The 24,403-nt window shown below is 65.5% G+C and carries 26 protein-coding genes; 10 read left to right on the top strand and 16 right to left on the bottom strand.

Annotation, left to right across the window (positions count from 1 at the left end; genetic code table 11):
• Window positions 1-96: 96 nt before the first annotated feature.
• From arfB to ACQR1W_RS14170, 5 genes are all read left to right on the top strand, one after another.
• A complete protein-coding gene (gene arfB, locus ACQR1W_RS14190; protein WP_008969352.1) occupies window positions 97-516 on the top strand; it encodes an alternative ribosome rescue aminoacyl-tRNA hydrolase ArfB in 420 nt (139 codons plus the stop codon).
• A 223-nt stretch (window positions 517-739) separates the two neighbouring features.
• A complete protein-coding gene (locus ACQR1W_RS14185; RefSeq protein WP_434851838.1) occupies window positions 740-1,060 on the top strand; it encodes a c-type cytochrome in 321 nt (106 codons plus the stop codon).
• Window position 1,061: 1 nt separating this feature from the next.
• The gene (locus tag ACQR1W_RS14180) at window positions 1,062-1,457 is read left to right on the top strand and encodes a VOC family protein (protein WP_434851356.1); all 396 of its coding nucleotides are present in this window, start codon (window positions 1,062-1,064) and stop codon (window positions 1,455-1,457) included.
• Between the two features lie 39 nt (window positions 1,458-1,496).
• Window positions 1,497-2,045 (top strand): gluconate 2-dehydrogenase subunit 3 family protein, encoded by a 549-nt coding sequence (locus ACQR1W_RS14175; protein ID WP_434851355.1) that lies wholly within the window; start codon window positions 1,497-1,499, stop codon window positions 2,043-2,045.
• A gap of 37 nt (window positions 2,046-2,082) precedes the next feature.
• A complete protein-coding gene (locus ACQR1W_RS14170) occupies window positions 2,083-3,651 on the top strand; it encodes a GMC family oxidoreductase (RefSeq protein ID WP_434851354.1) in 1,569 nt (522 codons plus the stop codon).
• Window positions 3,652-3,745: 94 nt separating this feature from the next.
• Here the strand turns inward: ACQR1W_RS14170 and ACQR1W_RS14165 are convergent, their stop codons facing one another.
• Window positions 3,746-4,063: a ribbon-helix-helix domain-containing protein gene (locus ACQR1W_RS14165; RefSeq protein ID WP_008969347.1), complete on the bottom strand. Its 318-nt coding sequence runs from the start codon at window positions 4,061-4,063 to the stop codon at window positions 3,746-3,748.
• A gap of 227 nt (window positions 4,064-4,290) precedes the next feature.
• Between ACQR1W_RS14165 and mutL the strand changes: the two genes are divergently transcribed.
• Window positions 4,291-6,114: a DNA mismatch repair endonuclease MutL gene (mutL, locus tag ACQR1W_RS14160; RefSeq protein WP_434851353.1), complete on the top strand. Its 1,824-nt coding sequence runs from the start codon at window positions 4,291-4,293 to the stop codon at window positions 6,112-6,114.
• A 152-nt stretch (window positions 6,115-6,266) separates the two neighbouring features.
• Here the strand turns inward: mutL and rsmD are convergent, their stop codons facing one another.
• A complete protein-coding gene (gene rsmD, locus ACQR1W_RS14155; protein WP_434851352.1) occupies window positions 6,267-6,821 on the bottom strand; it encodes a 16S rRNA (guanine(966)-N(2))-methyltransferase RsmD in 555 nt (184 codons plus the stop codon).
• Between the two features lie 7 nt (window positions 6,822-6,828).
• Window positions 6,829-8,985 (bottom strand): pseudouridine synthase, encoded by a 2,157-nt coding sequence (locus tag ACQR1W_RS14150; RefSeq protein WP_434851351.1) that lies wholly within the window; start codon window positions 8,983-8,985, stop codon window positions 6,829-6,831.
• Window positions 8,986-9,116: 131 nt separating this feature from the next.
• Between ACQR1W_RS14150 and ACQR1W_RS14145 the strand changes: the two genes are divergently transcribed.
• On the top strand, window positions 9,117-9,563 hold the full coding sequence (locus tag ACQR1W_RS14145) for a nucleoside deaminase (RefSeq protein ID WP_434851350.1): 447 nt from the start codon (window positions 9,117-9,119) through the stop codon (window positions 9,561-9,563).
• 14 nt (window positions 9,564-9,577) lie between these two features.
• Here the strand turns inward: ACQR1W_RS14145 and ACQR1W_RS14140 are convergent, their stop codons facing one another.
• The 3 genes from ACQR1W_RS14140 to purD form a co-directional block, all read right to left on the bottom strand.
• Window positions 9,578-9,961, bottom strand: a complete 384-nt coding sequence (locus ACQR1W_RS14140; protein ID WP_434851349.1) for a RidA family protein — start codon at window positions 9,959-9,961, stop codon at window positions 9,578-9,580.
• A gap of 263 nt (window positions 9,962-10,224) precedes the next feature.
• Window positions 10,225-11,130, bottom strand: coding sequence for an alpha/beta fold hydrolase (locus ACQR1W_RS14135; protein WP_434851348.1), 906 nt, complete (start codon window positions 11,128-11,130; stop codon window positions 10,225-10,227).
• Window positions 11,131-11,179: 49 nt separating this feature from the next.
• The gene (gene purD / locus ACQR1W_RS14130) at window positions 11,180-12,463 is read right to left on the bottom strand and encodes a phosphoribosylamine--glycine ligase (protein ID WP_434851347.1); all 1,284 of its coding nucleotides are present in this window, start codon (window positions 12,461-12,463) and stop codon (window positions 11,180-11,182) included.
• Window positions 12,464-12,639: 176 nt separating this feature from the next.
• Between purD and xseA the strand changes: the two genes are divergently transcribed.
• On the top strand, window positions 12,640-14,256 hold the full coding sequence (xseA, locus tag ACQR1W_RS14125; RefSeq protein ID WP_434851346.1) for an exodeoxyribonuclease VII large subunit: 1,617 nt from the start codon (window positions 12,640-12,642) through the stop codon (window positions 14,254-14,256).
• A gap of 15 nt (window positions 14,257-14,271) precedes the next feature.
• Here xseA and ACQR1W_RS14120 read toward each other — a convergent pair whose 3' ends face one another.
• On the bottom strand, window positions 14,272-15,102 hold the full coding sequence (locus tag ACQR1W_RS14120) for a dienelactone hydrolase family protein (RefSeq protein WP_008966838.1): 831 nt from the start codon (window positions 15,100-15,102) through the stop codon (window positions 14,272-14,274).
• A gap of 177 nt (window positions 15,103-15,279) precedes the next feature.
• On the opposite strand from ACQR1W_RS14120, the gene ACQR1W_RS14115 reads away from it, so the two are divergent.
• Complete coding sequence (locus tag ACQR1W_RS14115) at window positions 15,280-15,507, top strand: DUF2093 domain-containing protein (RefSeq protein WP_008966839.1); 228 nt, start codon at window positions 15,280-15,282, stop codon at window positions 15,505-15,507.
• Window positions 15,508-15,534: 27 nt separating this feature from the next.
• On the opposite strand, the gene lpxK is transcribed toward ACQR1W_RS14115, so the two are convergent.
• The 6 genes from lpxK to ACQR1W_RS14085 all read right to left on the bottom strand — a co-directional run bounded on the left by lpxK (window position 15,535) and on the right by ACQR1W_RS14085 (window position 21,167).
• Window positions 15,535-16,563, bottom strand: a complete 1,029-nt coding sequence (lpxK, locus tag ACQR1W_RS14110) for a tetraacyldisaccharide 4'-kinase (RefSeq protein WP_434851345.1) — start codon at window positions 16,561-16,563, stop codon at window positions 15,535-15,537.
• Window positions 16,556-17,905, bottom strand: coding sequence for a 3-deoxy-D-manno-octulosonic acid transferase (locus ACQR1W_RS14105; protein WP_434851344.1), 1,350 nt, complete (start codon window positions 17,903-17,905; stop codon window positions 16,556-16,558). Before ACQR1W_RS14105 ends, lpxK begins: the two co-directional genes overlap by 8 nt.
• Window positions 17,853-18,581, bottom strand: coding sequence for a lysophospholipid acyltransferase family protein (locus tag ACQR1W_RS14100; protein WP_434851343.1), 729 nt, complete (start codon window positions 18,579-18,581; stop codon window positions 17,853-17,855). The genes ACQR1W_RS14105 and ACQR1W_RS14100 overlap by 53 nt, the downstream gene beginning before the upstream one ends.
• Window positions 18,578-18,838: a DUF4170 domain-containing protein gene (locus tag ACQR1W_RS14095; RefSeq protein ID WP_008966843.1), complete on the bottom strand. Its 261-nt coding sequence runs from the start codon at window positions 18,836-18,838 to the stop codon at window positions 18,578-18,580. Before ACQR1W_RS14095 ends, ACQR1W_RS14100 begins: the two co-directional genes overlap by 4 nt.
• A gap of 129 nt (window positions 18,839-18,967) precedes the next feature.
• Window positions 18,968-19,786, bottom strand: a complete 819-nt coding sequence (locus ACQR1W_RS14090) for a 3'(2'),5'-bisphosphate nucleotidase CysQ (protein ID WP_434851342.1) — start codon at window positions 19,784-19,786, stop codon at window positions 18,968-18,970.
• Window positions 19,773-21,167 (bottom strand): TldD/PmbA family protein, encoded by a 1,395-nt coding sequence (locus ACQR1W_RS14085; RefSeq protein WP_434851341.1) that lies wholly within the window; start codon window positions 21,165-21,167, stop codon window positions 19,773-19,775. Before ACQR1W_RS14085 ends, ACQR1W_RS14090 begins: the two co-directional genes overlap by 14 nt.
• Before the next feature lie 283 nt (window positions 21,168-21,450).
• On the opposite strand from ACQR1W_RS14085, the gene ACQR1W_RS14080 reads away from it, so the two are divergent.
• Window positions 21,451-21,972 carry a DUF6101 family protein gene (locus tag ACQR1W_RS14080; RefSeq protein WP_008966846.1) on the top strand — a complete coding sequence of 174 codons (522 nt, stop codon included), beginning with the start codon at window positions 21,451-21,453 and terminating at the stop codon, window positions 21,970-21,972.
• Here the strand turns inward: ACQR1W_RS14080 and ubiA are convergent.
• The 3 genes from ubiA to ACQR1W_RS14065 form a co-directional block, all read right to left on the bottom strand.
• Complete coding sequence (ubiA, locus tag ACQR1W_RS14075) at window positions 21,969-22,904, bottom strand: 4-hydroxybenzoate octaprenyltransferase (protein WP_434851340.1); 936 nt, start codon at window positions 22,902-22,904, stop codon at window positions 21,969-21,971. The genes ACQR1W_RS14080 and ubiA overlap by 4 nt on opposite strands.
• Window positions 22,901-23,566, bottom strand: a complete 666-nt coding sequence (locus tag ACQR1W_RS14070) for a hypothetical protein (RefSeq protein ID WP_434851837.1) — start codon at window positions 23,564-23,566, stop codon at window positions 22,901-22,903. The genes ubiA and ACQR1W_RS14070 overlap by 4 nt, the downstream gene beginning before the upstream one ends.
• 190 nt (window positions 23,567-23,756) lie before the next feature.
• On the bottom strand, window positions 23,757-24,272 hold the full coding sequence (locus ACQR1W_RS14065; RefSeq protein WP_434851339.1) for a hypothetical protein: 516 nt from the start codon (window positions 24,270-24,272) through the stop codon (window positions 23,757-23,759).
• Between the last annotated feature and the right edge of the window lie 131 nt (window positions 24,273-24,403).

Here is a 24,403-nt window from a genome sequence, read left to right as displayed (position 1 = left end):
CTGCCCCGGGGCCAACTCGCCCCAACGATCCAGACCCGCGCGTGCCGGACCTAAACCCGGTATGGTGCGCACCGAATCCCTGTTTCCTGGTGCCCCATGCTGCGGATTGCCCGCGACCTCGTCATCGACGAGAACGACATCGAGATCTCTTTCGTTCGCGCCTCCGGTCCGGGCGGGCAGAACGTCAACAAGCTGTCGACCGCGGCGCAGCTGCGCTTCGATGCGAGCCGGCTGCCCTTGCCCGAAGACGCCGCAGCGAGGCTGGAACGGCTCGCCGGCCAGCGCATGACCAAGAACGGCGTCATCGTGATCCAGGCGGATCGCTTCCGCACCCAGGAGCGCAACCGTGCGGATGCGATCGAGCGACTGGTCACGCTGCTGCGGGAAGCCATGGTGCGGCCGAAGGTGCGCCGCCCGACCCGGCCGACGCTCGGCTCCAAGCAGCGCCGGCTGGAAGGCAAGAAGCGTCGTGGCGACATCAAGGCCGGACGCGGGGCGCGAAGGTTTGATGATTAGAGGTGAACGCATTTGGAGGTCGAGCGCAGAGCGCCGTACGCTCCCACCCTTTGTTCTCCCCTGAAACAGCCCGCTACTACCACGGCGGATTTGCTGCGACCTAGTCTCATCCTAAACGATGGGAGGGTCGATGTCGGTACGGTGCGCAACGCGACGAAGCGGGTTTGCATTCGGCCTTGGATGTTGCGGCGCAATGCTGCTCGCGGGTATCGCATCTGCCCAAATGCCCCTGCCGTCGCCCAAGCCCGTCGGTGGCGCGACGCTATTCAAGCAGCAATGTGGTGTCTGCCATACCACTGATATCTCCCAACCGATGCGGCAGGGACCACCGCTCGTCGGCGTGATCGGACGCCGCGCCGGCAGCTTCGAAGGCTTCCACTACTCGGCGGGGTTCGCCAAGGCTGATTTCGCCTGGGACGACGCGAAGCTCGATAGCTGGCTCACCAACCCGCAAGAGATGATCCCAGGCGCCGTGATGGCTTACCGCCAAGCCAAGCCGGAGGTTCGCGCCGCCATTATCACCTATCTGAAGGAGCAGAAATAACATGGCCAAACCGGTTCATTCGATGATCCGTGTGTTCGATGAGGCGAAATCGCTCGACTTCTACAAGCGCGCCTTTGGCCTCGAGATCGCAGATCATCTGAGATTCGACGATTTCGCGCTGATCTATCTGCGCCACCCGTCCTCGCCGTTCGAAGTCGAGCTGACGGTCAACTACGATCGCAAGGAGCCCTATGCGCTCGGCGACGGCTACGGCCATCTCGCGGTCGTGGTCGACGATCTCGAGGCCGAGCACGCCCGCTTCGAGCGCGAGCAGCTCGCGCCCGGCCCGTTGCGCGACTTCAAGCACAAGGGTGCGACGCTGGCGCGCTTCTTCTTCGTCACCGATCCCGACGGCTACAAGATCGAGGTGATCCAGCGCGGCGGGCGCTTCGGCTGAGAACAACAATCGCACAACAAAATCAAACGGAGGAAACCCATGAGAGAAGTCGATCCCCGCAGCAAATATGACCGCCGCGTCTTTCTCAAAGGTGCGGCAGCAACCGTCCCTTCCGTTGCGGTCGCCACCAGCACCGGTCTCGGCGTCACCGACGCCTGGGCCGAGGACGCCAAGGCGCTGTCGCCGGCGACATTGAAGACGCTGGTGAAGGTCGCGCGTGACATCTATCCGCACGACATCCTCGCCGACCGCTACTACATCGTCGCAGTCAAGCCCTGGGACGGCAAGGCGGCGGAAGACGCCGCGGTCAAGAGCATGATCAATGACGGTGTCGCGCGGCTCGATCAGGATGCGCGCGACCGCCACAAGGTCGCTTATATCGACGTGCCCTGGGAGGCAGATCGCGTCGCACTGCTGCAAGGCATCGAGCGGACGGCCTTCTTCACGGCGATCCGCAGCGACCTCGTCGTCTCGCTCTACAATCAGAAAGAGGTCTGGCCGAAATTCGGCTACGAGGGCTCCTCCGCCGAGCATGGCGGCTACATCAACCGCGGCTTTTCCGACATCGACTGGCTGCCAAAAGCCTGACGCCGGCAAAGAACAATCAAACGCGGAGGAAACCACAATGGCGAAATTCGATCAGAACGATTCAAGCGTCGTCGTCATCATCGGCTCCGGCGCCGGCGGCGGCACGCTCGGCAACGAGCTCGCGCAGAAGGGCATCAAGGTCGTCCTCCTCGAAGCGGGAGACCGCTACGAGATTCCCGACTTCATCAACGATGAATGGGACAGCTTCACCCAGCTCGCCTGGAAGGACATGCGCACGACATCAGGGACATGGCGGGTCCATCAGGACTTCCCGAACCTGCCGGCCTGGATCGTCAAGGCGGTCGGAGGCTCGACCGTGCATTGGGCCGGTGCCTCACTGCGCTTCGATGAGCATGAGTTCAAGGCCAGGACCACCTATGGCGCAGTGCCCGGCGCCAATCTGATGGACTGGCCGGTCACGCTCGCCGAGATGGAGCCATGGTACGCCAAGGCCGAGTTCAAGATGGGCGTCACCCGCACCAACGGCATTCCCGGCCTGCCCGGCAACAACAATTTCAAGGTGCTGGAGGCCGGCGCCAAGCGGCTCGGCTACAAGACCGTGCACACCGGCAACATGGCGATCAATTCCGAGCCGCGTGATGGCCGCGGCAGCTGCCAGCAGATCGGCTTCTGCTTCCAGGGCTGCAAGTCCGGCGCCAAATGGTCGACGCTCTACACCGAGATTCCGAAGGGCGAGGCCACCGGCAATCTCGAGGTCAGGCCCAACAGCATGGCGATCAAGATCGAGCATGACGCATCGGGCAAGGTCACCGGCGTGGTCTATGCAGATGGCCAGGGGCAGATGCAGTTGCAGAAGGCGCGCGTGGTCGCGGTGGCCGGCAATTCGATCGAGAGCCCGCGGCTGCTGCTCAACAGCGCTTCGAACCTGTTCCCCGACGGGCTTGCCAACTCATCGGGCCAGGTCGGCCGCAACTACATGCGGCACATGACCGGCAGCGTCTATGCGAGCTTCGAGCAGCCGGTGCACATGTATCGCGGCACCACGATGGCTGGCATCATCCGCGACGAGGCCGCGCACAATCCGAAACGCGGTTTTGTCGGCGGCTACGAGATGGAGACGCTGTCGCTCGGGCTGCCCTTCATGGCCGCGTTCCTCAATCCGGGTGCCTGGGGCCGCAGCTTCACCGCGGCGATGGAGACCTATCCGCGGATGGCCGGCATGTGGCTGGTCGGCGAGGACATGCCGCAGGAGACCAACCGCATCACGCTCGATCCGACCGCCAAGGACAAGTTCGGCATGCCGGTTGCGTCCGTGCATTTCGACGACCATCCGAATGACCTCGCGATGCGCGCACATGCCTACAAGCAAGGTGCCGCGGTCTATGAGGCGGTCGGCGCCACCGTGACCTACCCGACCACGCCCTACCCGTCGACGCATAATCTCGGCACCAACCGGATGAGCGAGAAGGCCAAGGACGGCGTCGTCAACAAGTTCGGCCAGACCCACGACATCAAGAACCTGTTCGTCTCCGACGGCAGCCAGTTCACATCAGGCGCGGCGTGCAACCCGACGCTGACGATCGTGGCGCTCGCGATCCGTCAGGCGGACACCATCGCCGGCATGATGCAGAAGAAGGAGATTTGACAAGCTAATCGCGGCGTTAAGCCTTCTCGCCGCATCACCGGTCAGCGCCTCCCCCCGCTTGCGGGGGGGGGGGAGGCAGACAGTGAGTTCGAGGCTACTCCGCCGCGTCCAAGATCGCAGCCTCGGCGTTATGGAAGTCGGGCATCGCGGCTGTGGTCTTGGCGCGATAGATCAGGCACGAGCAGCGCAGCAGCGAGGCGAAGTTCTTGACCTCGCCATGATGGTCGAGCACTTCGCTGTAGAGCGTGGTGAGGAATTTGCCGAGGCTCATGCCCTCCTTCGCCGCGATCTCCTCCAGCGTGTCCCAGAACGCCAATTCGAGCCGGATCGAGGTGCAGTGACCGCCGATCCGCAAAGACCGGGTCTGCGATTCATAGTCGCGTTGCGGCTGGTGGGCGAACAGATGGCACATGGTTCCCTCCCGGCGGATTGCTGTTTTTCGAAACGATATACCCGCGCCCAGCCCCTCACAATCCCGTCGGACGGCGCGCTATCGGTCTCTGGAACCGCATGGAAGCGGGCGCTCGGCGCCATAATTGCGGCATGCCGCGCGGTGGAGAAGGCACATTTGGCTGCATCCGCGGGCGGCCATCATGGCTACAATGGGCGCTCTTTCGAATCGCAGTGCAGCATTTGTCCATGCCCGTCCGCCAGCTCCCCGAACAGGTCATCAACCGCATCGCCGCCGGCGAGGTGGTCGAACGTCCCGCGAGCGTCGTCAAGGAACTGGTCGAGAATGCCATCGATGCCGGCGCGAGCCGGATCGACGTCTTCACCGACGGCGGCGGCCGCCGGCGCATCGGCATCACCGACGACGGGGGCGGCATGACCGCGGCCGATCTCGCGCTCGCGGTCGAGCGCCACGCCACCTCCAAGCTCGACGATGAGGACCTGCTGCAGATCAGGACGCTCGGCTTCCGCGGCGAGGCGCTGCCGTCGATCGGCTCGGTGGCGCGGCTCTCGATCACAACGCGCCACAAGAACGAGCCCCATGCCTGGGCGCTGTCGGTCGACGGCGGGGTGAAGTCCGACGTCGTGCCGGCTGCCTTGAACCGGGGCACGAGAGTCGAGGTCAGCGACCTCTTCCACGCCACGCCGGCGCGGCTGAAATTCCTGAAAACCGACCGCACCGAGGCGGAGGCGATCCGCGAGGTGGTGCGGCGGCTGGCGATGGCACGGCCCGACATCGCGTTCACGCTCGCGGGCGAGGAGCGCGCGCCGGTGACCTGGGCAGCCGCGCTGCCGGGGGCGCCGGGCCGGCTGACGCGGCTCGGCGACATCCTCGGCGCGGACTTCCGCAGCCATGCGATTGAGGTGCGGAGCGAACGCGACGGCGTCGTGGTCGAGGGCTTTGCCGCGGCCCCCGCGTTGACCCGTGCCAACGCGCTCGGCCAATATCTGTTCGTCAACGGCCGTCCCGTGCGCGACAAGCTGATCCTGGGCGCGGTGCGCGCGGCCTATGCGGACTATCTGCCGCGCGACCGCCATCCGGTGGTGGCGCTGTTCGTGACGCTCGATTCCCGCGAGGTCGACGCCAATGTGCACCCCGCCAAGACCGAGGTGCGCTTCCGCAATGCCGGCCTGGTGCGCGCGCTGATCGTGCATGCGCTGAAGGAGGGGCTTGCCCGCGAGGGGCGGCGCACCGCGGCTAATGATGGCGGCGCCACCATCACCGCATTCCGCCCGGCCGTCGTGCCGCCGGCACCGCGCCCGAGCAATTGGGACTGGCGCAATTCACCGTCCTTCCCGGTGGGCCCGATGGCCGCGCTGGCCGGTGCCGCGGCAAATGCCTTTGCCGAAGCGGGTCAGGCCGCGTTCGATGTCGGTGCGCCGACCGCCGACGCGCGGCTGCACGAGCAGCCGGCCCCGAGCGATCTGCTCGACCGGCCGCTGGGCGCGGCACGCACGCAGATCCATGACACCTATGTCGTTGCCCAGACCCGCGACGGGCTCGTGATCGTCGACCAGCATGCCGCGCATGAGCGCATCGTCTACGAGCGGCTGAAGGCCTCGCTGGCCGAGCACGGCGTGCAGCGGCAGATCCTTTTGATCCCCGATATCGTCGAACTGGACGAAGCGACGGTCGAGCAGCTGCTCAGCCGCGCCGAAGAACTGGCCTCGTTTGGGCTAGCGATCGAATCTTTCGGCCCGGGCGCGGTCGCAGTGCGCGAGACGCCCTCCCTGCTCGGCAAAATCGATGCCGCAGCCCTGCTGCGCGATCTCGCCGAGCATATGGAGGAATGGGGCGAGGCGCTGCCGCTGGAGCGACGCCTGATGCATGTCGCCGCCACCATGGCCTGCCACGGCTCGGTGCGCGCCGGGCGCCGGCTCAAGCCGGAGGAGATGAACGCGCTGCTCCGCGAGATGGAGGACACGCCGAACTCCGGCCAGTGCAATCACGGCCGACCGACCTATGTCGAATTGAAGCTGTCCGACATCGAGAAGCTGTTTGGCCGGAGGTAGCGCTAGAGAAAAATGGTGTCGTCCCGGCCTTGAGCCGGGACCCATACGCCGCGGCCCTCATGGTACGACGGATGAGTAACGATGAGGCCGCGTCACAACTCGATCCGGTGATTATGGGTCCCTGCTTTCGCAGGGACGACAGCGAGCGAAGATCAAGGGCAGCGCAGGAACACGAATTCGGTGTCGTCATAGGCGCGGCGCTCGAGCTCTTCGAAGCCGTCCGGCACCTTGAAGGCCGCCGCCGTGGCTTCCTCGACAACGAGCAGCGCATTTGGCGAAAGCCAGCCGCCATCGCGCAGCGAGGCAAGCGCCTTCTCGGCGAGCCCCTTCCCGTAGGGCGGGTCGAGAAAGATCAGCGAAAACGGCTCGACCGGGTGCGCGGGGCCAAGATTGGTGGCATCACGGCGATAGACCTTGCTGACGCCACCGAGCGCGAGCGCCTCGACATTGTTGCGCAACAGCGCCCGCGCCTCGGCGCCGTTGTCGACGAACAGCGCAAAGGCCGCACCGCGCGAGATCGCCTCGATGCCGAGCGCACCGGTGCCGGCAAAGAGATCGAGCACTCGCGCGCCTTCGATGGGATCGTCGTAGGCATGCACGAGGATATTGAAGAGCGACTCGCGCAGGCGATCCTGGGTTGGGCGAATGTCGCGCGAGGTGGGCGAGGCAATGTTGCGGCCCTTCAGCCGCCCTCCGACGACGCGCATTTACACCCTACTCGTCCTGCGGCGCCAGATCGCGCTTGCCGTGATAGCCACGCTTCGGCCGCCGCGGCGGACCCGGAAAGCGTGCTTCCGCCTCGTGACGGGCGCGCGCCTCCTCGCTGCCGGTCCGCTGCACCACCACGCGGCGGCCTTTGCGATCGGCGACCACCTCGCGCTTTGGTTTCGGCTTGGGGGCCGGCAGCGGCTCGCGCTCGCCGCGCCCCGGCTTGCTCTCGGCCGCCGGACCGAAATCAGCGCCTGCCTGCGCGATGACCTTCTCGCCGAGCTGCTCACGCAAGACCCGCGACTTGATCTCCTGCACCTCGCCCTCGGCGATCTCGCCGAGCTGGAACGGCCCGTAGGAGACGCGGATCAGCCGGTTGACCTCGAGCCCGAGATGGCCGAGCACGTTGCGCACCTCGCGGTTCTTGCCCTCGCGGATTGCCACCACCAGCCAGACATTGGCGCCCTGGTCACGTTCGAGCGTGGCTTCGATCGGCCCATATTTGACGCCATCGACCTCGACGCCTGCGGCGAGCTGGTCGAGCTGCGCCTGCGTCACCTCGCCATGGGCGCGGACGCGGTAGCGGCGCAGCCAGCCGGTTTCCGGCAATTCGAGCACCCGCGCCAACCCGCCGTCGTTGGTGAGCAGCAGCAGCCCCTCGGTGTTGAAATCGAGACGGCCAATCGAGATCAGCCGCGGCAGGTCCTCGGGCAGATTGTCGAACACGGTCGGCCGACCCTCGGGATCGCTGTGGGTCGTCATCAGGCCGCGCGGCTTGTGATAGAGGAACAGCCGGGTCCGCTCGCGCTCGGGCAACGGCTGGCCGTCGACCTGGATCACGTCGTTTTCGGTGACGTCGAGCGCCGGCGAGTTGATGACGCGGCCGTTCACGGTGACGCGGCCCTGCGTCACCATCTCCTCGGCATCGCGGCGCGAGGCCAAGCCCGCACGGGCCAGGACCTTGGCAATCCGCTCACCGGCCTTCTTCGGCTTGGCCGGCTCGGCCGCGGCGCGAGCGGTGCGCTTGTCGGTGTCGGGTTTACGTTCGCGATAGGGACCCCGGCCGCCGAAGGCCGGACGCTTGGCGAAAACCTTGCTGTCGTCCTCGTTGTCGCGGCGCGGACGCTCGGAGAAGCGATCACCATCACGCCGCTCGCTGCGCGGATGCTCCTGCCAGTCGGTCCGCCCCTCGGGACGGCGGCGCGGACGATCGAAACTGCGCTCATCATCGCGATCGCGCGGACGATCGAACTTTGGCTTATCAAACTTGGGCCTGTCGAATTTGGGCCTGTCGAATTTGGGACGGTCCTCGCGCCCACGCTCGGAGCGCGGCCGGTCGAAACTGCGTCCGCCCTCGCGCGGAGGACGCGCGCCGCGTTCAGGACGATCCTCGTCCGCGCCGCGCTTCTGCCACGGCTTGGTCTCGCCACGCGGTGGACGATCGCCAAATTCCTTGCGCGGGCCACGCGCTCCGGCACCGAACTTGCGCTCTCCACGATCGCCCTCGGCGCTACGCGAGAATTTCCTGTCGCCCCCGAATTTGCGCTCAGGCCGATCGCCGGTACGCGGCGGACGGTCACCATAGCTGCGCTCCGCGCGGGGACGGTCGCTGCGATCGCGGGAGCCTTCACCGCGCGGCGCATAGGGGCGCTTGTCGCCGTCACGGTCTCTCGCGGCGTATGGCTTGCGCTCGCCGAACTTGCGGTCGGACGATCGTCCCGCCGGACGGGCCTCATCGCGACCGGCGCGCGCCTTATACGGGCGCTTCTCCCCGCCACGCTCATCGCGGTCGAACTTCGGCCGGTCTCCGCGCGGCTTGAAGGCACGCTTGTCGCCGTCACCAGCCCGCGCCGGGCGAGCGGCAAACGGCCGATCCCCGCGCGGACGCTCATCGCGGTTGAACCTCGGTTTATCGCCATAGGACTTGCGCGGCGCATCGCCATCGTCGCGCCGGCGCGGCGCACGGCCCTCGTCGAAGGAGCGCTTGCCCCTGCCGGCAGCTTCCTTGGCGCCAAAATCCTTGGCACCGAAGCCGCGCTTGGCGAACTTCTTGTCCGGTCCGCGCGCGGCGCCCGAGCGTCCCTTGCCGCCTTCGGACCGCGCCCGCGGGGCGCGGTCACGGCGGCCACGGGAATCGTTGTCTTTGTCGGTGTCGCGGGGCATGAAGGTCTCACTTTGAGGTGCAGGACGCGGGGTGATACGCGCGCTCTGAGCAGCGCATGTCACGCGGGAAATCGGGGTCCAGATTTGCTGAAGAGCGATCCAGTAGCAGACTTGTCCGGGCATTACGAGCCATGAACGCTCCTTCTTTCATGGATTTGGCTCTGAAAGCGGCCGAATCGGCCTCAATTTCCGGCGAGGTGCCGATCGGCTGCGTCGTGGTGCAGAACAACACAGTCATCGCGACCGCCGCCAACCGGACCCTGACTGACCGCGATCCGACCGCGCATGCAGAAATCCTGGCGCTGCGGCAGGCCGCGCAGGCGATCGGCAGCGAGCGGCTGATCGATTGCGACCTCTACGTCACCCTCGAGCCCTGCACGATGTGCGCCAGCGCGATCTCGTTCGCGCGCATCCGCCGGCTCTATTACGGCGCAGCCGATCCCAAAGGCGGCGCGGTGGAATCGGGCGTGCGCTTCTTTGCGTCGCCGACCTGCCATCACGTGCCGGAGGTCTATTCCGCAGTCGGCGAGCAGCAGGCGGCGACGCTGTTGAAGGAGTTCTTTAAGGCGCGGCGCTAGGTCGAGCCGGGACGCTATGGAGCGGCCGCAATGGCTTCGATCTCGATCACGAATTCCGGCCGTGCCAAGCCAGCCACCACGATCAGCGTCGTCGCCGGCGGCGTTCCCGGAAATTGCCGGTCGCGCGATCGCCTGTAGCCCTCCATGTGCTCGCGTGCCGTAACATAGACGCTGAGGCGGACGATGTTCTCCAGCTTCATTCCGTCTTCGGCCAGGATCGCCGTAATGTTTGCGAAGCAGATATCCGCCTGCGCTTCGCTGCCTGCCGGGATGATCTCATCAGGGCCGATGCCCAATTGTCCGGCAGTGATCACCAGCCGGTGGTCTGCCGGAACCGCGATCCCGTGACTATACCGTGCCAAGGGCGGTCGAATCGACGAGGGATTCAGTGCACGCATGGCGACCATCCTGAGTGGGCAAGGACTAGTGATACAACTTGATGTTAGGCGAAGCTAAGACGCAGCGTCAATGAGGTGACATTAACGTATCGGATGAATTGCCGATGATCTCCGAGGCAACGTCAGGCGCGAAGATATTTCCGGAACCACAACTGTCATCATCCGCGAAAGCGGATGATCCAGTACTCCGAGACGGCAGTGATTGATAGAGAGGCCGTGGCGTACTGGATACCCGCCTTCGCGGGCATGATGTCCACTCGTGACTACGGCTCCGAAAAAAACTCCCGCAGCAACTTCGCCGTCGCGTCCGGATTCTCCTCGGTCAGGAAATGCCCGGAATCGACCGGGGCGCCGCGGACATTCGTCGCCCATGTCTTCCAGGTGTCGAGCGGGGTCGCGGCGGCGCTGGCGATCCCGACGTCGCCCCAGAGCGCAAGCATCGGGACGGTGATCTTCTTGCCCGCAGCGACGTCGGCCTTGTCGATCTCGTAGTCGGCATAAGCGCCGGCGCGATAGTCTTCACACATCGCATGAATGCGCGCGGGATCACGAAACGGCGCGAGATAGTGGTTCAGCGCGCGCGGATCGATCGCATCGAGCGTCTTCGACTTGGTCTGGCTCGCCATCTTCTGCTTCAGGAAGAACTCGCCGGCGCCGGAGATCAGGGTCTCCGGCAACGGATAAGGCTGCGCCAGGAAGGTCCAATGATAGATCTTCAGCGCATAGGTGCGGTTGACGCGCTCCCAATAATCGTAGGTCGGCAGGATATCGAGCGTGGCGAGCTTGGACAGCCGTCCTGGATGGTCGAGCGCCAGGCGATAAGCGACACGGCCGCCTCGGTCGTGGCCGGCCAGCGCGAAATGAACGTGGCCGAGCTGCTCCATTGCTTCCACCATGGTTCTGGCCATGGCACGCTTGGTGTAGGGCGTATGATCCTGATCGCTATCGGGCATGTCCGACCAGCCATAGCCGGGCAGGTCGGCGATGATCAGCGTGAATTGGTCGGCCAGCGCCGGCGCCACCCGATGCCACATGACGTGCGTTTCGGAAAAGCCGTGCAGCAGGAGCAGCGGTGGTCCGCTGCCGCCGATGCGGGCGAAGATTCGGCCGGACGAGGTGTTGATCCACTCGGAGGCATAGCCTGGAAACAGGTCGGCGAGATCGGACATTTGATTTTCTCTCCTGTCACAGGTCGTATTGGCTGGTGTCCGTCGGCAGTTAGGTCTTGCCTTTCTCCAACTCGACCGCCTGCCAGGCGATATCGCGGCGGCAGAAGCCGTCCGTCCATTTGATCCGGTCGACCGCCTGATAGGCGCGCGCCTGCGCCTCGGTGACCGTGTTGCCGGAGGCGCAGACGTTGAGCACGCGCCCGCCATTGGCGAGGATTGCGCCGTCCTTGGCGATGGTTCCGGCGTGAAAGATCTCGACGCCATCGACCTTGGCCGCATCATCGAGCCCCTCGATCATGCCGCCTTTCTTGTAGTCGCCTGGATAGCCCTTCGCCGCCATCACCACCGTCACCGCAGGTTCGGGGAACCAGCGCAGGTCGAAATTCTTCAGCTGTCCATCGCAGGCCGCAAGCATGGCCGGGACAAGGTCCGACATCATCCTGAGCATCAGCACCTGACATTCGGGATCGCCGAAGCGAACGTTGTATTCGAACAGCTTTGGCCCCTGCTCCGTCAGCATCAGCCCGGCGTAGAGAATGCCCTTGAACGGCGCGCCGCGCGTCTTCATGCCGGCGATGGTGGGCAGAATGATCCGATCCATGATCTGGTCGTGGATCTCAGCCGTCACGAACGGCGCCGGCGAATAGGCGCCCATGCCGCCGGTGTTCGGGCCTTCGTCATGGTCGAACACGCGCTTGTGGTCCTGCGCCGAGGCCAGCGGAATCGCGGTCTCGCCGTCGCAGAGGGCAAAGAAGGAAACCTCCCGCCCCTCGAGAAACTCCTCGATGACGACCTCCGCGCCGGCGCTGCCGAAGCCGCCGCCGAACATCATCTCGATGGCAGCCTCCGCCTCGGCCAATGTTTTCGCCACCACCACGCCTTTGCCTGCGGCAAGGCCGTCGGCCTTGACCACGATCGGCGCGCCCTCCGCGCGCACATAGGCGAGCGCGTCGGCGGCGTTGTCGAAGCGGCGATAGGCGCCGGTTGGAATGTTGAACTCGCGGCAGAGGTCCTTGGTAAAGCCCTTCGACCCCTCGAGCTGCGCAGCCGACCGGCGGGGCCCGAACGCCTTGATCCCGGCGCGCTCGAGATCATCGACGATGCCGGCCGCAAGCGGCGTCTCGGGTCCGACCACGACGAGCTCGACCGCGTTGGCCCGGCAGAAATCGATCACGGCCGCATGGTCTGCCACGTCCAGCGCGACACATTCGGCCTCCTTGGCGATTCCCGCATTGCCCGGCGCGCACCACAATTTGGTGACCAGGGGGGACGCCGCAATCTTCCAGGCGAGGGCATGTTCACGGCCGCCGGAACCGATCAGGAGAATGTGCATATGTCGCGCCGTTACTGAAGTTCAGGCCTCAGTGCGAAGCACGAAACGGCACGATCTCGCAAGGGCCCTCCCTTTCCACAGGGCCCGTCGGCGGTTCGCGGCAGAATATGATTGGCGGTGCCGGCACAAAATCCCTACCTTCGGGGCTGCTCCCACTCACTTCCGAATCAGTGTCGATGCCACCAGCAGAAGCCTTGCCCAACGCGCCCGAATTTACCGTCTCCGAGCTGTCCTCAGCGCTGAAGCGCACGGTCGAGGACCAGTTCGGGCATGTCCGGGTACGCGGCGAGATCACCGGCTTTCGCGGGCCTCACTCCTCGGGCCACTGCTACTTCTCGCTCAAGGACGAGAACGCCAAGATCGAGGCGGTGATCTGGAAGGGCACGCATTACCGCATGCGCTTCAAGCCCCAGGAAGGGCTGGAGGTCATCGCCACCGGCAAGCTCACGACCTATCCGAACTCGTCGAAATACCAGATCGTGATCGAGGCGCTGGAGCCCGCCGGCATCGGCGCGCTGATGGCGCTGATGGAGGAGCGCAAGAGGAAGCTCGCCGCCGAAGGCCTGTTCGACCCCGCGCGCAAACGGCCCCTGCCCTGGCTGCCGGAGGTGATCGGCGTCGTCACCTCGCCGACCGGCGCCGTCATCCGCGATATCCTGCACCGGCTGGAAGATCGCTTTCCGCGCCGCGTGCTGGTCTGGCCCGTGAAAGTGCAAGGTGACGGCTCGGCCGAGCAGGTCGCGGCCGCGATCCGCGGCTTCAATGCGCTGCCCGAACACGGCCGCATTCCCCGCCCGGATGTCGTGATCGTCGCGCGCGGCGGCGGCTCGCTGGAAGATCTCTGGTCGTTCAACGAGGAGATCGTGGTCCGCGCCGCGGCCGAGAGCGCAATCCCGCTGATCTCGGCCGTGGGCCATGAGACCGACGTGACCTTGATCGACTTCGCATCCGACAAGCGCGCACCGACGCCGACCGCAGCCGCCGAGATGGCCGTGCCGGTGCGCAGCGACCTGATCCAGGAGATCGAAAGCCTGGCGCGGCGGACGCGGATGTGCTGGCAGCGCGGCCAGGAGAACCGGCGCAACGAACTGCGTGCCGCAGCGCGCGCGCTGCCTGATGCAAGCACCCTGTTGGCGATTCCACATCAACGGCTCGATACCGCCGGAGGCCGGCTGCCCCGCGCGCTCAAGACCAACACCCACGTGCATTTCCGCCAATTTGCCGCGGCGAGCGCCCGCCTGACCTTACGGGTGCTGCACGCCCAGATTGGCCACGCCGACCACCGCCTCGTGGTTGCTGCCGAGCGGCTGTCGCTGTCGGCGCGCGCGCTGCTGCGCAGCCGGCGCGACCGCTGTGAAAGCCTGTCGGCGCGCCTGAAGGCCTCGAAATCGGCCAACGCCAAGGCGCAGCGCCAAGCCATCGGCCGCGACCGTGAGCGCACCCTGCGCCTGGCAGAGCGAGCGCGCCGGGCGCTTTCGACCTCGCTGCAGCGCCTTTCGGCGCGCGTCGAGCGCAACGAGAAGCTGCTGATGGCGCTGTCTTATCGCAGCGTGCTGGCGCGCGGCTTTGCCCTGGTGCGCGACGAGGCGGGACATCCGCTGCATCACGCGGCGGATGTCAGCCCTGGCGCTGCGCTGTCGCTGGAATTTGCCGACGGCCGTGTCGCAGCCACGGCGGATGGCGATCGGCCGGCAGTGGCGAGACCTGAAAACCACCCCAGGGCTACACGCGAAGCCCGGACGGCAACGGCCAAGCGCGTGTCGAAACCCGCCGACCAAGGAAGCCTTTTCTAGCTCCGGCACGCTTCCTCAGCGCGCCAGCCAATCGGACACGAGCTTCTGTGCATCGGCCCGCGCGTCCGGATCGGAGCCGACATGCCCGCGCTCAGGGGCTGCCGCGTCGGTGCCGGCCAGCGCATGGACCGGCAGATTGGCGCGGTCGAAATCGTGATAGGCGCCGGGATAGACCACGATGCGCGTCAGCGCGCTGCGGCCCCGCGCGCCATCGATCATCTGCCGGCAGGCCGGCGGCGAGGAGACGTCGTCCTTGCCTCCGATCAGGATCAAGGTCGGAACGCGCGCGCTCCAGCCGAGACCGGACGATGCGCGGCAATCCGGATAGAAGGCAATTGCCGAGCGGAAGTCCGGTTCGACATGCTCTGGAAGCTGCGGGCGCACTGCCCACAACAGCGCGCTGGCGCCGCTCGCCCATCCCAGCAGGCTGATGCGATCGGGCATCGCCCAATCCTGCTCTGCGAGCCATTTTCGCGCAGCGATGATGTCGGCCACACGGTCACGGCGACCGCTGATGCGGCGCTCCTTGACCCGGCATTGCGGGCCCAGCCCTCGCGAGCCGTAGCTGTCGGGCAACAGCACGGCCTTGCCCTTCTTGACCAGTTCCTCGGCCCAGTCGCGATAGCGCGGCAGTACCGGCTCGGACCGGCCCGAGAGGCCGCCGCAGCCATGCAGCGCGATCACGGTCGGAAACGGCCCGGCACCGTCGGGCTTGAACAGCTGCGCATGCAGGACCGTGCTGCCGGAGGGAATCTCGACTTCGTTGGGCGAGGCTGACGGCTCCGCCTGCGCCACCGACAAGGCAGCGCAGAGCAGCAGAACGGCTGATATTGCAAAGGAACGCATCAATCGGTGAGACGCGGGATCAGCGGCGGACCATCCGCAGCCTAGCTAGCACGGGGCTTCGGCGATAAGCATCACAAATCGGTGGGTTTGCGGAAGGGACAGCGCGACTTATCTATGCTACATATTGATTGACAATGGTTTTTGCGTACCAAGGGCGCAGGGATTGGAGACAGGGACGTGCTCAACAAATTCGGTCCTTCGGGTCAGGGCGAGGCCCAGGTGCAATATCTCGATGGCGATTTCCGCGTGATCTCGCCGGGAAGCTATGTGCGCTGCGCCGTGACCGACGCACGGATTCCGCTGGACGAGCTGAAATATTGGAGCGTCGACCTCCAGGAAGCCTATGCGGTGCCAAGTGCCGTTCTGCAGCGGCATTTTCCCGGCGCGTTGAAGGCGCAGAGCTGAACGGCTGCGAGCCGAGGCATCCGCGGCTCAGCCTGCGGCGTGAAATTGTTTCTGGCGCGCTTTGAACAGACGACCGCTGAGGAAGCTGCGCAACATCGCGACGTCCGCGAACTCCAGCGTGACCGGGAAGGCTGCGATCTCGCGAACTATGGACGCCAGCTCGTCCCTTCCGCGCAGCCGCGTCAGGTCCTTCTCCGTCGTGACCAGGCCCAGCCCCTGCCTCCCCGCCTCAGCGATCAGCGCCTGGATCTCCTCTGCGGTGAACGGGTGATGATCGGCAAAAGCCCGCTCCCGCTGCACGTCGATGCCCGCAGCACGCAGCGTCCGGAAAAAGCGAGCGGGGTCGCCGATCCCGGCAAAGGCGAGCACCGGCTTACTCAGCAACCCAGCCACGATCCCGGCGTCGGGCTGCAGGCTGGCCGGCAGCACGGGCTTGCCGGCCGCGGCAATCGCGGTGGACACCGGATCGGCCGCGCGCCCTTGTCCGATCAACACGAGCGCATCGGTGCGCACGAGCTGCGGCGGCAGTGGCGCGCGCAAGGGACCTGCGGGAAACACCTTGGCGTTGCCGAGGCCGCGCTCGCTGTCGATCACGATCAGCGCAACATCCTTTGACACGGCGGGATTCTGAAAACCATCATCCATCAGGATCAGGGTCGCACCCTGAGATTTCGCCAGCACGACGCCCTCGACGCGATCTCGCGCCACCGCCACCGGGACATGCGCCGCCATCATCAGCGGCTCGTCACCGACATCGGCCGCTTTGTGCCTGCCGCGATCGACCATCACCGGGCCGCGCAGCCGACCGCCATAGCCGCGGCTGAGCACCACCGGGCGCTCACCGAGATCGCGCAGGATGCCGGTCAGCGCCAGGACGGTCGGTGTCTTGCCGGCGCCCCCCACATGATAGTTGCCGACGCAAATCACCGGGATACCGGCATCGACGCCCTTGCGCTCCAGACGATGTGCAGCCACAGCGCCATAGAGCGCGGAGAGCGGACGAAGCAGAAGCGATTGCCAGGACGACGGCCGATGCCAGAAGGCCGGCTCACGCAATGGAAGCTCCCATCTCGAGCTGCACCTGCAGGAGATAGGGCTCAAGCGCAGCGAGCGTGCGCCCCAGCGCACCGCCGAGTTGCGCGACAACCTGACCGCCCGACGTCGCCACTGCATGACGGGCATCCGGCTCGGCCAAAAGCTGACCGAACTGCCGGACCAGGGTTTCCCGTCCATCGGCGACCCATGCGCCGCCGGCGCTGTCCAGCGCCTCATAGACGTCGCCGAAGTTGAACACATGCGGTCCGTGCACGATCGCCGCACCCAGCTTCACGGCTTCGATTGGGTTCTGGCCGCCGTGCGCCACCAGCGAACCGCCCATGAACACGATCGGCGCCAGCCGATAGAACAGACCGAGCTCGCCCATGGTGTCCGCGACGTAGATATCCGTGGCCGCCATCGGCAATTCATCGCGCGAGCGCAATCCGACATGCAACCCCGACGCAACGACGAGGTTTGCGATCCCGGGACCGCGGTTCGGATGCCGCGGCACGATGACGGTGAGCAGTGAGGGAAAGAACCCGGACAGCGTCTGATGCGTCGCGATCAGGATCTCGTCCTCGCCCGGATGGGTCGAGGCGGCGACGATCATCGGGCGGCCTCGCGTGACCGAACGCAGCCGCTCGAGCTTGGCCGGATCTGCCGGCGGCGCCGGCACGTCGAGCTTGAGATTGCCCGTGGTCACCACGTTGCGGCTGCCGAGCGCTGCGAAACGCTCCGCGTCGGCTTTCGACTGCGCCAGGCAGATATCGAAGCGGCCCAGCAGCGCCGAGATGGTGCCGGACATCCGCCGCCAGCGCGGAAAGGACCGCGGCGACATGCGGCCGTTGATCACCACCATCGGCAATCGCCGTGCGGCACCTGCCAGAATCAGGTTCGGCCATAGATCCGATTCGATAAACAGCGCGAGCGAGGGCCGCCAGTGATCGAGGAACCGCTCGACGAACCGGGGCGAATCATAGGGCACGTATTGGTGGATGACATCGGCCGGAAAGCGCTTCGCCACGATCGCAGCCGAGGTCACCGTGCCCGACGTGATGAGGATGCGCAGATTCCGCGCGCGCAACCGCTCGATCAAGGCCGCCGCCGCCAGCACTTCGCCGACGCTCGCGCCGTGGATCCAGATCAGCGGCCCCTGCGGTCGAAGATCGTGGCTCAGCCCACGCCGCTCATCGATCCTGGCCGGATCCTCCTTGCCGCGCTTCAGCCGTTGCCGAATCACCGCCGGCGCAAACGGAGCCGCAGCCGAGGACAATCCGCGGTAGACGCGCAATGCCATCGGCAGCGTATTAGACACTGGGTGCTCCATGAGGGCAGTCCTCGGGACGGCCGATGATCTCATAGGCGCGGCGCGTGCATTCGTTCAGCGTCGCCTCGAGGTCCAGGCGAAGCTGTTCCATGGTGGCGGCATCTGCGTCGGGCGGCACGCTGATTTCCTTGATTCCCACCAATGCGCCGCGACCAAATGGCAAATTGATGGTCGTGCGGTCCCAATTCTTCAGCCGGATGAAACGGCTGGTGACCATCGCAAACGGCATGATCGGTCGTCCCGACTCCCGCGCCAGCATGATGATGCCGAGGCCCGCCACACGCGCGCGTTTCGGCACGTCGGCGGTCAGTGCCACGTTATAATTGTCCTCGAGCGCGCGCACCATCTCCTTGAAGGCGCCGACCCCGCCTTTGCGGTGGAAGGCCGCGCCATGATCGCCGGAGCCTCTGATCGTACCGATGCCGAGCCGCTCGGCGGCGATGGCATTGAACTCGCCATCGCGATGCCGCGAGATCAGGACCTTGGCGCGATAGCTCTCCTTGGTCTTGATGAACGGCGTCATGAAGTGCTGGCCGTGCCAGAACGCGAAAATCGCCGGCATCTGCGGTTCGACGATACTGTAGACATCCGGCGGCTCGTAGGTGAAGCGGTTGGTCAGCCACACCAGACGGAGGTATTCGGCCGCGAGGAAGCCCACAGCACGCTGAAACCAGTTGCTGCGCAGCGTATTACGGATGAGTTGTTTCAAGTCGCGGGCTTTGCGTCGTTCTTGGCGTCTTGGCCCGGATCGAGCAGTCGATGCAGATGCACGATGAAATAGCGCATATGGGCGTTGTCGACGGTCTGCTGGGCCTTGGCCCTCCAGGCTGCATAGGCGGTCGCGTAATTCGGGAACACCCCGACGACGTCAACCTTATCGAGATCCTTGAACTCGTTCTTTTCGAGGTTGACGAGCTCGCCACCAAGAACGAGGTGAAGCAGCTGCTGAGAGGCGCTATCTGGCATAAGAACAGTTCCTAATTCCGCACCTAGTGGTCCTTTGACCCCAACACTCGCTCAGGTGGCCCCAGAGGGGAGCGAATGCTGGCGCCGGAACACTAGCCGGCGGCGATTTGATCGGCGCGGATCGCAGGCTCAGAGCTTGGACGCGTCTCGAAAATGCGTGACGATTTCAGCATGTCGATCGAGTCCTGCTGCCACCAGCACCCCGTGCGCCACATCCCGACGATTATAGAGGATCGTATCGCCGGACAATGCGGTCATTTTACCATTCGCTTCCTGCACGATCAAATGAGCCGCCGCAAGATCCCAATCGCGACTTTGTCCGCCTGCAAAAGCGGCATCGAGTGCACCATGCGCGACACGACACAACCGCAGCGCCAACGAGCCGATTCGCGGATGAAGTTCAATCCGGGTCGATCCGGACACGAGCTTCTCAACCAGCGGTTTCGGTCCGGCCACGCGCGACAGGTCAAGCGCGGTGCCCGCGGAGGCGCTGACGATCTCGCCATTGCGCGTGGTGCCCTGCCCGCGCGCGGCGAAGAAGAACTCGTCGGTGACGGGGACGAACACCGCAGCTAGGATTGGCGCGGCGTCCTCGACCAGGGCCACGCTGACGCACCAATCTTCTTTCCCGCCGAGATAGTTGCGCGTACCGTCGATCGGGTCGACAATCCAGACCCGACGTTTGCCGAGCCGCGCCTCGTCGTCGACACTCTCCTCCGAGAGCCAGCCGTACTCCGGCGTGGCCGCGCGCAGCTGGCTTTCCAACAGGTCGTTGACCGCGATGTCGGCCTCCGAGACCGGCGACGATACGCCCTTGGTCCATCTCCGCAGGTCGGTGCCGAACAAGGACAGCGCGAGCTGGCCGGCCTCGCGTACGCTTCGGGTCAGGAGCTCGGCATCGTGGGCCAGGCTGGTCGTGTCGGAAGGTTCGAGATCAGCGGCCGCCAAGCGTCAATCCTTCGATGCGCACGGTCGGCGCATTGACCCCATAGCGGAATTCCAGATCGTTGGCGGGAACCATCGACTTGAAGATCTCGAACAAATGGCCTGCAATCGTCACCTCGCTCACGGCATAGGTGATCTCGCCGTTCTCGATCCAGAACCCGGAAGCGCCACGGCTGTAGTCGCCGGTCACGCCATTGACGCCAGAGCCGATGAGATCGGTGACATAGAAGCCCTGCTTGATATCCGAAATCAGTTCGGCCGGGCTCACGCTGCCCGCTTCGAGATGCAGATTGTAGGGCCCCGGCGAGGGTGACGACGATACGCCGCGATGGGCGTGGCCGGTGGTGACAAGACCAAGCTCACGCGCGGTGCCGGAATCGAGCAGCCACGTCGTCAGCACGCCTTCGTCAACGAGGGCGGTCGTCTTGACCTTGACGCCCTCGGCATCGAAGGGCTGCGACCGCAGCCCGCGCTTGCGCAAGGGATCATCGATGATGCGAATGCCCTTGGCGAACAATTGCGCGCCGAGCTTGTCCTTGAGGAAACTGGTCTTGCGCGCGATCGAGGCGCCGTTGATGGCGCCGACGACATGGCCGACCAGCGAGCCGGACACCCGCGGATCGAACACCACCGGCACCTGGCAGGTCTCCACCTTGCGCGGATTGGCGCGGGCAACCGCGCGGTCTCCGGCGCTGCGCCCGACGGTCGCCGGCGGCAGCAGGTCAGCGCCATGCGGCGCGGCCGTGTAATCATAGTCGCGCTCCATGCCGGTGCCTTCGCCGGAGATCGCGGTCGACGAAATGCTCTGGCTCGAGCGCAGATAGGCGCCGTGGAACCCGCCGCTGGTCACCAGCACCATGCCACCGATGCCTGCAGACGCCGAGGCACCACCGGACCTGGTCACGCCCTTGACGCCCAGCGCCGCCGCCTCGGCCTCCTGAGCCCGCCGTTCCAGTTCTGCCGTCGACGGAATCGCCGGATCGAGCAGATCGAGGTCGGGGATGTCGCGCGCCAGCAGCGCCGGATCGGCGAGGCCAACATATTTGTCGTCGGGCGCAACGCGCGCCATCGCCACCGCGCGCTCGGCAAGGCGCGCCACGCCGTCGCCGCTGACATCGTTGGTCGAGACCACCGCCTGGCGCTGGCCCACGATCACCCGGAGACCCACATCGTCGCCTTCGGAGCGTTCCGACTCCTCGACGCGGCCATCCCGCACCTCGACGCCCTGCGAAATGCCGCGCACCGCGATTGCGTCGGCGGCATCCGCGCCTGCCTTGCGCGCCGCCTCCACCAGGCGCTCGGCCAGCGCGCTGAGCGCAGACTGATCGAACAGGTCGGTTTGCACGGTTTTCGTCGACGAAGCAGCTGATGATGAAGCGGTCACGAACAAGATCCTAAGCGGTGCGATGGCGTGGAAGGTGGCCAATCCGGACCAGATGTGCCCGAGGGTTGCGGACTTCAAGCCGTAAGCCGCGGACCATGCGTCAGATTGTCGGCAAATCAGCAAGGTCTCGTCAATCATGCGAGCCAAGCTCTTGTCAATCATGCCGACAAGAGCAGGCCGCGTCACGCCTGATTAACCAGGCTTTTTAAGCAGAAACGGGCGGGTGCCGTGGCAAGGTCACACGCATCGACCGGGAACATAATCCCGGCGGGGAGACCAAGCCGTGAGGCGTCAAACAGCAACAGGCGGAAGCAATTCCGCTGGGTCGGGCCGCAACCTGCGGCTCGACCCTCTTTCCCTGCCCGTCTCGTTTTCGACGCACGATATCCGTGCCGATGGCGGTATCAGGCAGGTCGAACTTCATCGCGAACGGGTGGTGCTGCGCCGCGCCGTCAGCGGCATGCGGATGGCGGTGAACGTTCGCGTCAGCGATTTCCGCGGCATCGCGCTGCGCCAGATCGACGATGCGCACATGCTGGTGCTGGTGCACCGCGACCCCTCGCTGAGCATCCCGCTCGGCGTGAGCATCGACGACAACGAAATCGAGGCCGCTTGGGCGATGTGGAGCGAGACCTTCGCGCTACCGCAGCTTCACGACAAGACGAAAGAGGCCACGCCACGGCGCCGGCGCCGCAACGCGATTCGCGCGCGCCGCCCGCGCTTCCTGATGCGCCGCCGCACCGGTGAGCTGCTCGATGGCGCGACCGTTCATCACGGCGAGCGCGAGATCATCGCCCGGAACTAATTCAGCGAACGCAGGACGGCGTCAGCAACGAGGCCGGCAAACAGCAAGAGGCCAGCGTCGCGATTGGACTTGAACACCCGCAGGCATAGCGCCGTGTCAGCGATTCTGAGCCGGCCGATCTGCCAGGCCAGATGCACCGCGAAGGCCGCCAGCCCAATCCAGGCCGCCAGATGTACGCCCGCTGAGATCAGCGCAGCCGCGATCAGCGCCACCGCCAGCCCATAGAACACGACCAGCGCGCGATGCGTGCGTGCGCCGAACAGGCGCGCCGTCGACTTGATTCCGATCAGCGCGTCGTCCTCGGCATCCTGATGCGCGTAGATCGTGTCGTAGCCGATCACCCACGAGATCGAACCGGCGTAGAGCAGAAGCGCCGTCAGGTCGATCCGCGCAAACGCCACGGCAAAGCCCATGAGCGCGCCCCAGGAAAAGGCGAGGCCCAGCACGACCTGCGGCCACCAGGTGATGCGCTTCATGAACGGGTACACGGCGACGATCAGCAGCGAGGCGATACCAGTTGCGACTGCAAACCAGTTGAACTGCAGCAGCACGACCAGGCCGATCAGGGCCTGGGCGACCAGAAAGGCCAGCGCCTGCTTGACGGTGATCTGCCCCGCCGGAATCGGCCGGGAGCGCGTGCGCTCGACCATGGCATCGAGATCGCGATCGGTGATGTCGTTCCAGGTACAGCCGGCGCCGCGCATCACGAACGCGCCGATGAAAAACAGGACGATCCAGAGCGGCAGCCGGGAAAGATCGTGCGCGATGCCTGACGCGAGCGCGGCCGACCACCAGCACGGCATCAGCAGCAGCCATGATCCGATCGGCCGATCGTAGCGCGCCACCCTCAGATAGGGCCGAGCCCGTTGCGGTGCTGTCGTATCGACCCAGTTGCCGGTCGCGTCAGCAACGCGTGCGGCCGTGTCGCTCATCGCGTGAGAACGTTGCCGGTCAGCGTATCGAACGCCGATCCGCCCTTCTTCTCAGTGTTGGCTTCAGGCAGCGAGGCCGAGGACCCCAGCACATCGCTCAAGGTCGGAGCGGCCGGTCCGCGCTGCTTCATCTGCTCGGCAACATTGCAGACCTTCTTCTGCAGCGCCTCGGTGTTCTTATGACCGGCCTTCAGCTGATCGGCGATCTGGGACGGAATGCCGCAACTCGCCGAATGCTGCTCGACATATTTGATCATCTTGGTTTCGGCCGCGCCGAAATTGCCGATCAGCTTACAGGCTTCATCGGGCGACGCATGGCGGTCGCTCGCCGCCTTGATCAGCTTGCCGCGCCGCTCGGCTTCCTCGCGCAGCGGCACGAACTCCTTCATGCAGTTGTCGGCTGCTCCCCCCTGCGGGCGGCTCATGGGAGGCGCCGCCCCGAAGCCGCCCCCTCCTCCGAAAGGCGTCGTGCCTCCGCTTGGGAACGGCGCCACCGGCGCAGCGACGCTCGCACCGCCATTGCCGTTGACCGGTGGAAAGGGCGAACTGCTGGTCTGTGTCTGACCCGGCAACGGCGCAGGGAACCCGCCCTGCGCGGCCGCCTGCCCCGCGAACAGGGGCACGGCAGCAACCGCGAGCGGCACAATCAAGCTGCGGATGATCAAGGCTGGTTCTCCGGCAAGACCAAGCTGTCCTTCAAGCTTCCGGATCAAAGCGCGATCGGATTCAGGGGCTTTTACGATTCCTCTCAGTTGTAAACAACCGCCGAATTCGTGAGCAGCGCGGCGCAGGGACGCAGTCCACCACCCAAAAGGGCCGTTCCGGACCAAAACCGGCCCGTGCGAGGCGCGATCAGAGTTCGGGCAACCGAAGCGCCGCAGCTAGGTTCGACGCTCCAGAATTGTCCGTGATAGCCGTGGACTGGATTGCCGTTCTGAAACCGACGGGCTCGATCAACGCAGCGCGGTCGCCGGACCCCGCGGGCGCCCGCTCCGTCAAGGTGCAGACCTTCTTCATCAGCGCCACGGTGCTCTCATGGCCCGCCTTGAGTTGGTCGGTGATCTTGGCTGGAATCCCGCAGGTCTCAGCATGCGCCATCGCAAAATCGATCATTTTGCTCTGGGCTAGCTCGTAATCATGCACCAGCCGGCAAGCTTCCGCATTTGGGGCATGGCGCTCGCCCGCCGCCTTGATCAGCCTGCCGCGGAGCAGCGTTTCGTCGCGCAAGGGCGTGAACTCTTTAAGGCAGCTTTCGGGCGGCTTGAAGCCGGGCTGGGCAGCTCCAGGCGATGATCCCTGCGCCAAAGCCTGGCCAGCCAGCACCATCGCGGCGAGGGCCACGAGCGGTCTCAACGAACGTTTGATCATCAACTCGGTCCTCCGCCCGCGCATCAGTCACTCCCGGACGTCCTCGCAAGAACGCCGGCCGGGAGCACGCGACTTTGGTTCGGAAATAGACGCGAGAAATCTGTCAGGAGCGGGGCGCGAGCTCGGTTCCG

Source organism: Bradyrhizobium sp. HKCCYLS1011 (genome assembly GCF_051167795.1).
Lineage (GTDB): Bacteria > Pseudomonadota > Alphaproteobacteria > Rhizobiales > Xanthobacteraceae > Bradyrhizobium.
Note: the sequence above shows the minus strand (reverse complement) of the source record. Positions and strands in the feature narration are given on the sequence as shown.

Coding starts and splice junctions, on each gene's coding strand:
- arfB (WP_008969352.1), top strand. CDS start 97: ATGCTGCGGATTGCCCGCGACCTCGTCATCGACGAGAACGACATCGAG.
- ACQR1W_RS14185 (WP_434851838.1), top strand. CDS start 740: ATGCCCCTGCCGTCGCCCAAGCCCGTCGGTGGCGCGACGCTATTCAAG.
- ACQR1W_RS14180 (WP_434851356.1), top strand. CDS start 1,062: ATGGCCAAACCGGTTCATTCGATGATCCGTGTGTTCGATGAGGCGAAA.
- ACQR1W_RS14175 (WP_434851355.1), top strand. CDS start 1,497: ATGAGAGAAGTCGATCCCCGCAGCAAATATGACCGCCGCGTCTTTCTC.
- ACQR1W_RS14170 (WP_434851354.1), top strand. CDS start 2,083: ATGGCGAAATTCGATCAGAACGATTCAAGCGTCGTCGTCATCATCGGC.
- ACQR1W_RS14165 (WP_008969347.1), bottom strand. CDS start 4,063: ATGTGCCATCTGTTCGCCCACCAGCCGCAACGCGACTATGAATCGCAG.
- mutL (WP_434851353.1), top strand. CDS start 4,291: ATGCCCGTCCGCCAGCTCCCCGAACAGGTCATCAACCGCATCGCCGCC.
- rsmD (WP_434851352.1), bottom strand. CDS start 6,821: ATGCGCGTCGTCGGAGGGCGGCTGAAGGGCCGCAACATTGCCTCGCCC.
- ACQR1W_RS14150 (WP_434851351.1), bottom strand. CDS start 8,985: ATGCCCCGCGACACCGACAAAGACAACGATTCCCGTGGCCGCCGTGAC.
- ACQR1W_RS14145 (WP_434851350.1), top strand. CDS start 9,117: ATGAACGCTCCTTCTTTCATGGATTTGGCTCTGAAAGCGGCCGAATCG.
- ACQR1W_RS14140 (WP_434851349.1), bottom strand. CDS start 9,961: ATGCGTGCACTGAATCCCTCGTCGATTCGACCGCCCTTGGCACGGTAT.
- ACQR1W_RS14135 (WP_434851348.1), bottom strand. CDS start 11,130: ATGTCCGATCTCGCCGACCTGTTTCCAGGCTATGCCTCCGAGTGGATC.
- purD (WP_434851347.1), bottom strand. CDS start 12,463: ATGCACATTCTCCTGATCGGTTCCGGCGGCCGTGAACATGCCCTCGCC.
- xseA (WP_434851346.1), top strand. CDS start 12,640: ATGCCACCAGCAGAAGCCTTGCCCAACGCGCCCGAATTTACCGTCTCC.
- ACQR1W_RS14120 (WP_008966838.1), bottom strand. CDS start 15,102: ATGCGTTCCTTTGCAATATCAGCCGTTCTGCTGCTCTGCGCTGCCTTG.
- ACQR1W_RS14105 (WP_434851344.1), bottom strand. CDS start 17,905: ATGAGATCATCGGCCGTCCCGAGGACTGCCCTCATGGAGCACCCAGTG.
- ACQR1W_RS14095 (WP_008966843.1), bottom strand. CDS start 18,838: ATGCCAGATAGCGCCTCTCAGCAGCTGCTTCACCTCGTTCTTGGTGGC.
- ubiA (WP_434851340.1), bottom strand. CDS start 22,904: ATGAGCGACACGGCCGCACGCGTTGCTGACGCGACCGGCAACTGGGTC.
- ACQR1W_RS14065 (WP_434851339.1), bottom strand. CDS start 24,272: ATGATCAAACGTTCGTTGAGACCGCTCGTGGCCCTCGCCGCGATGGTG.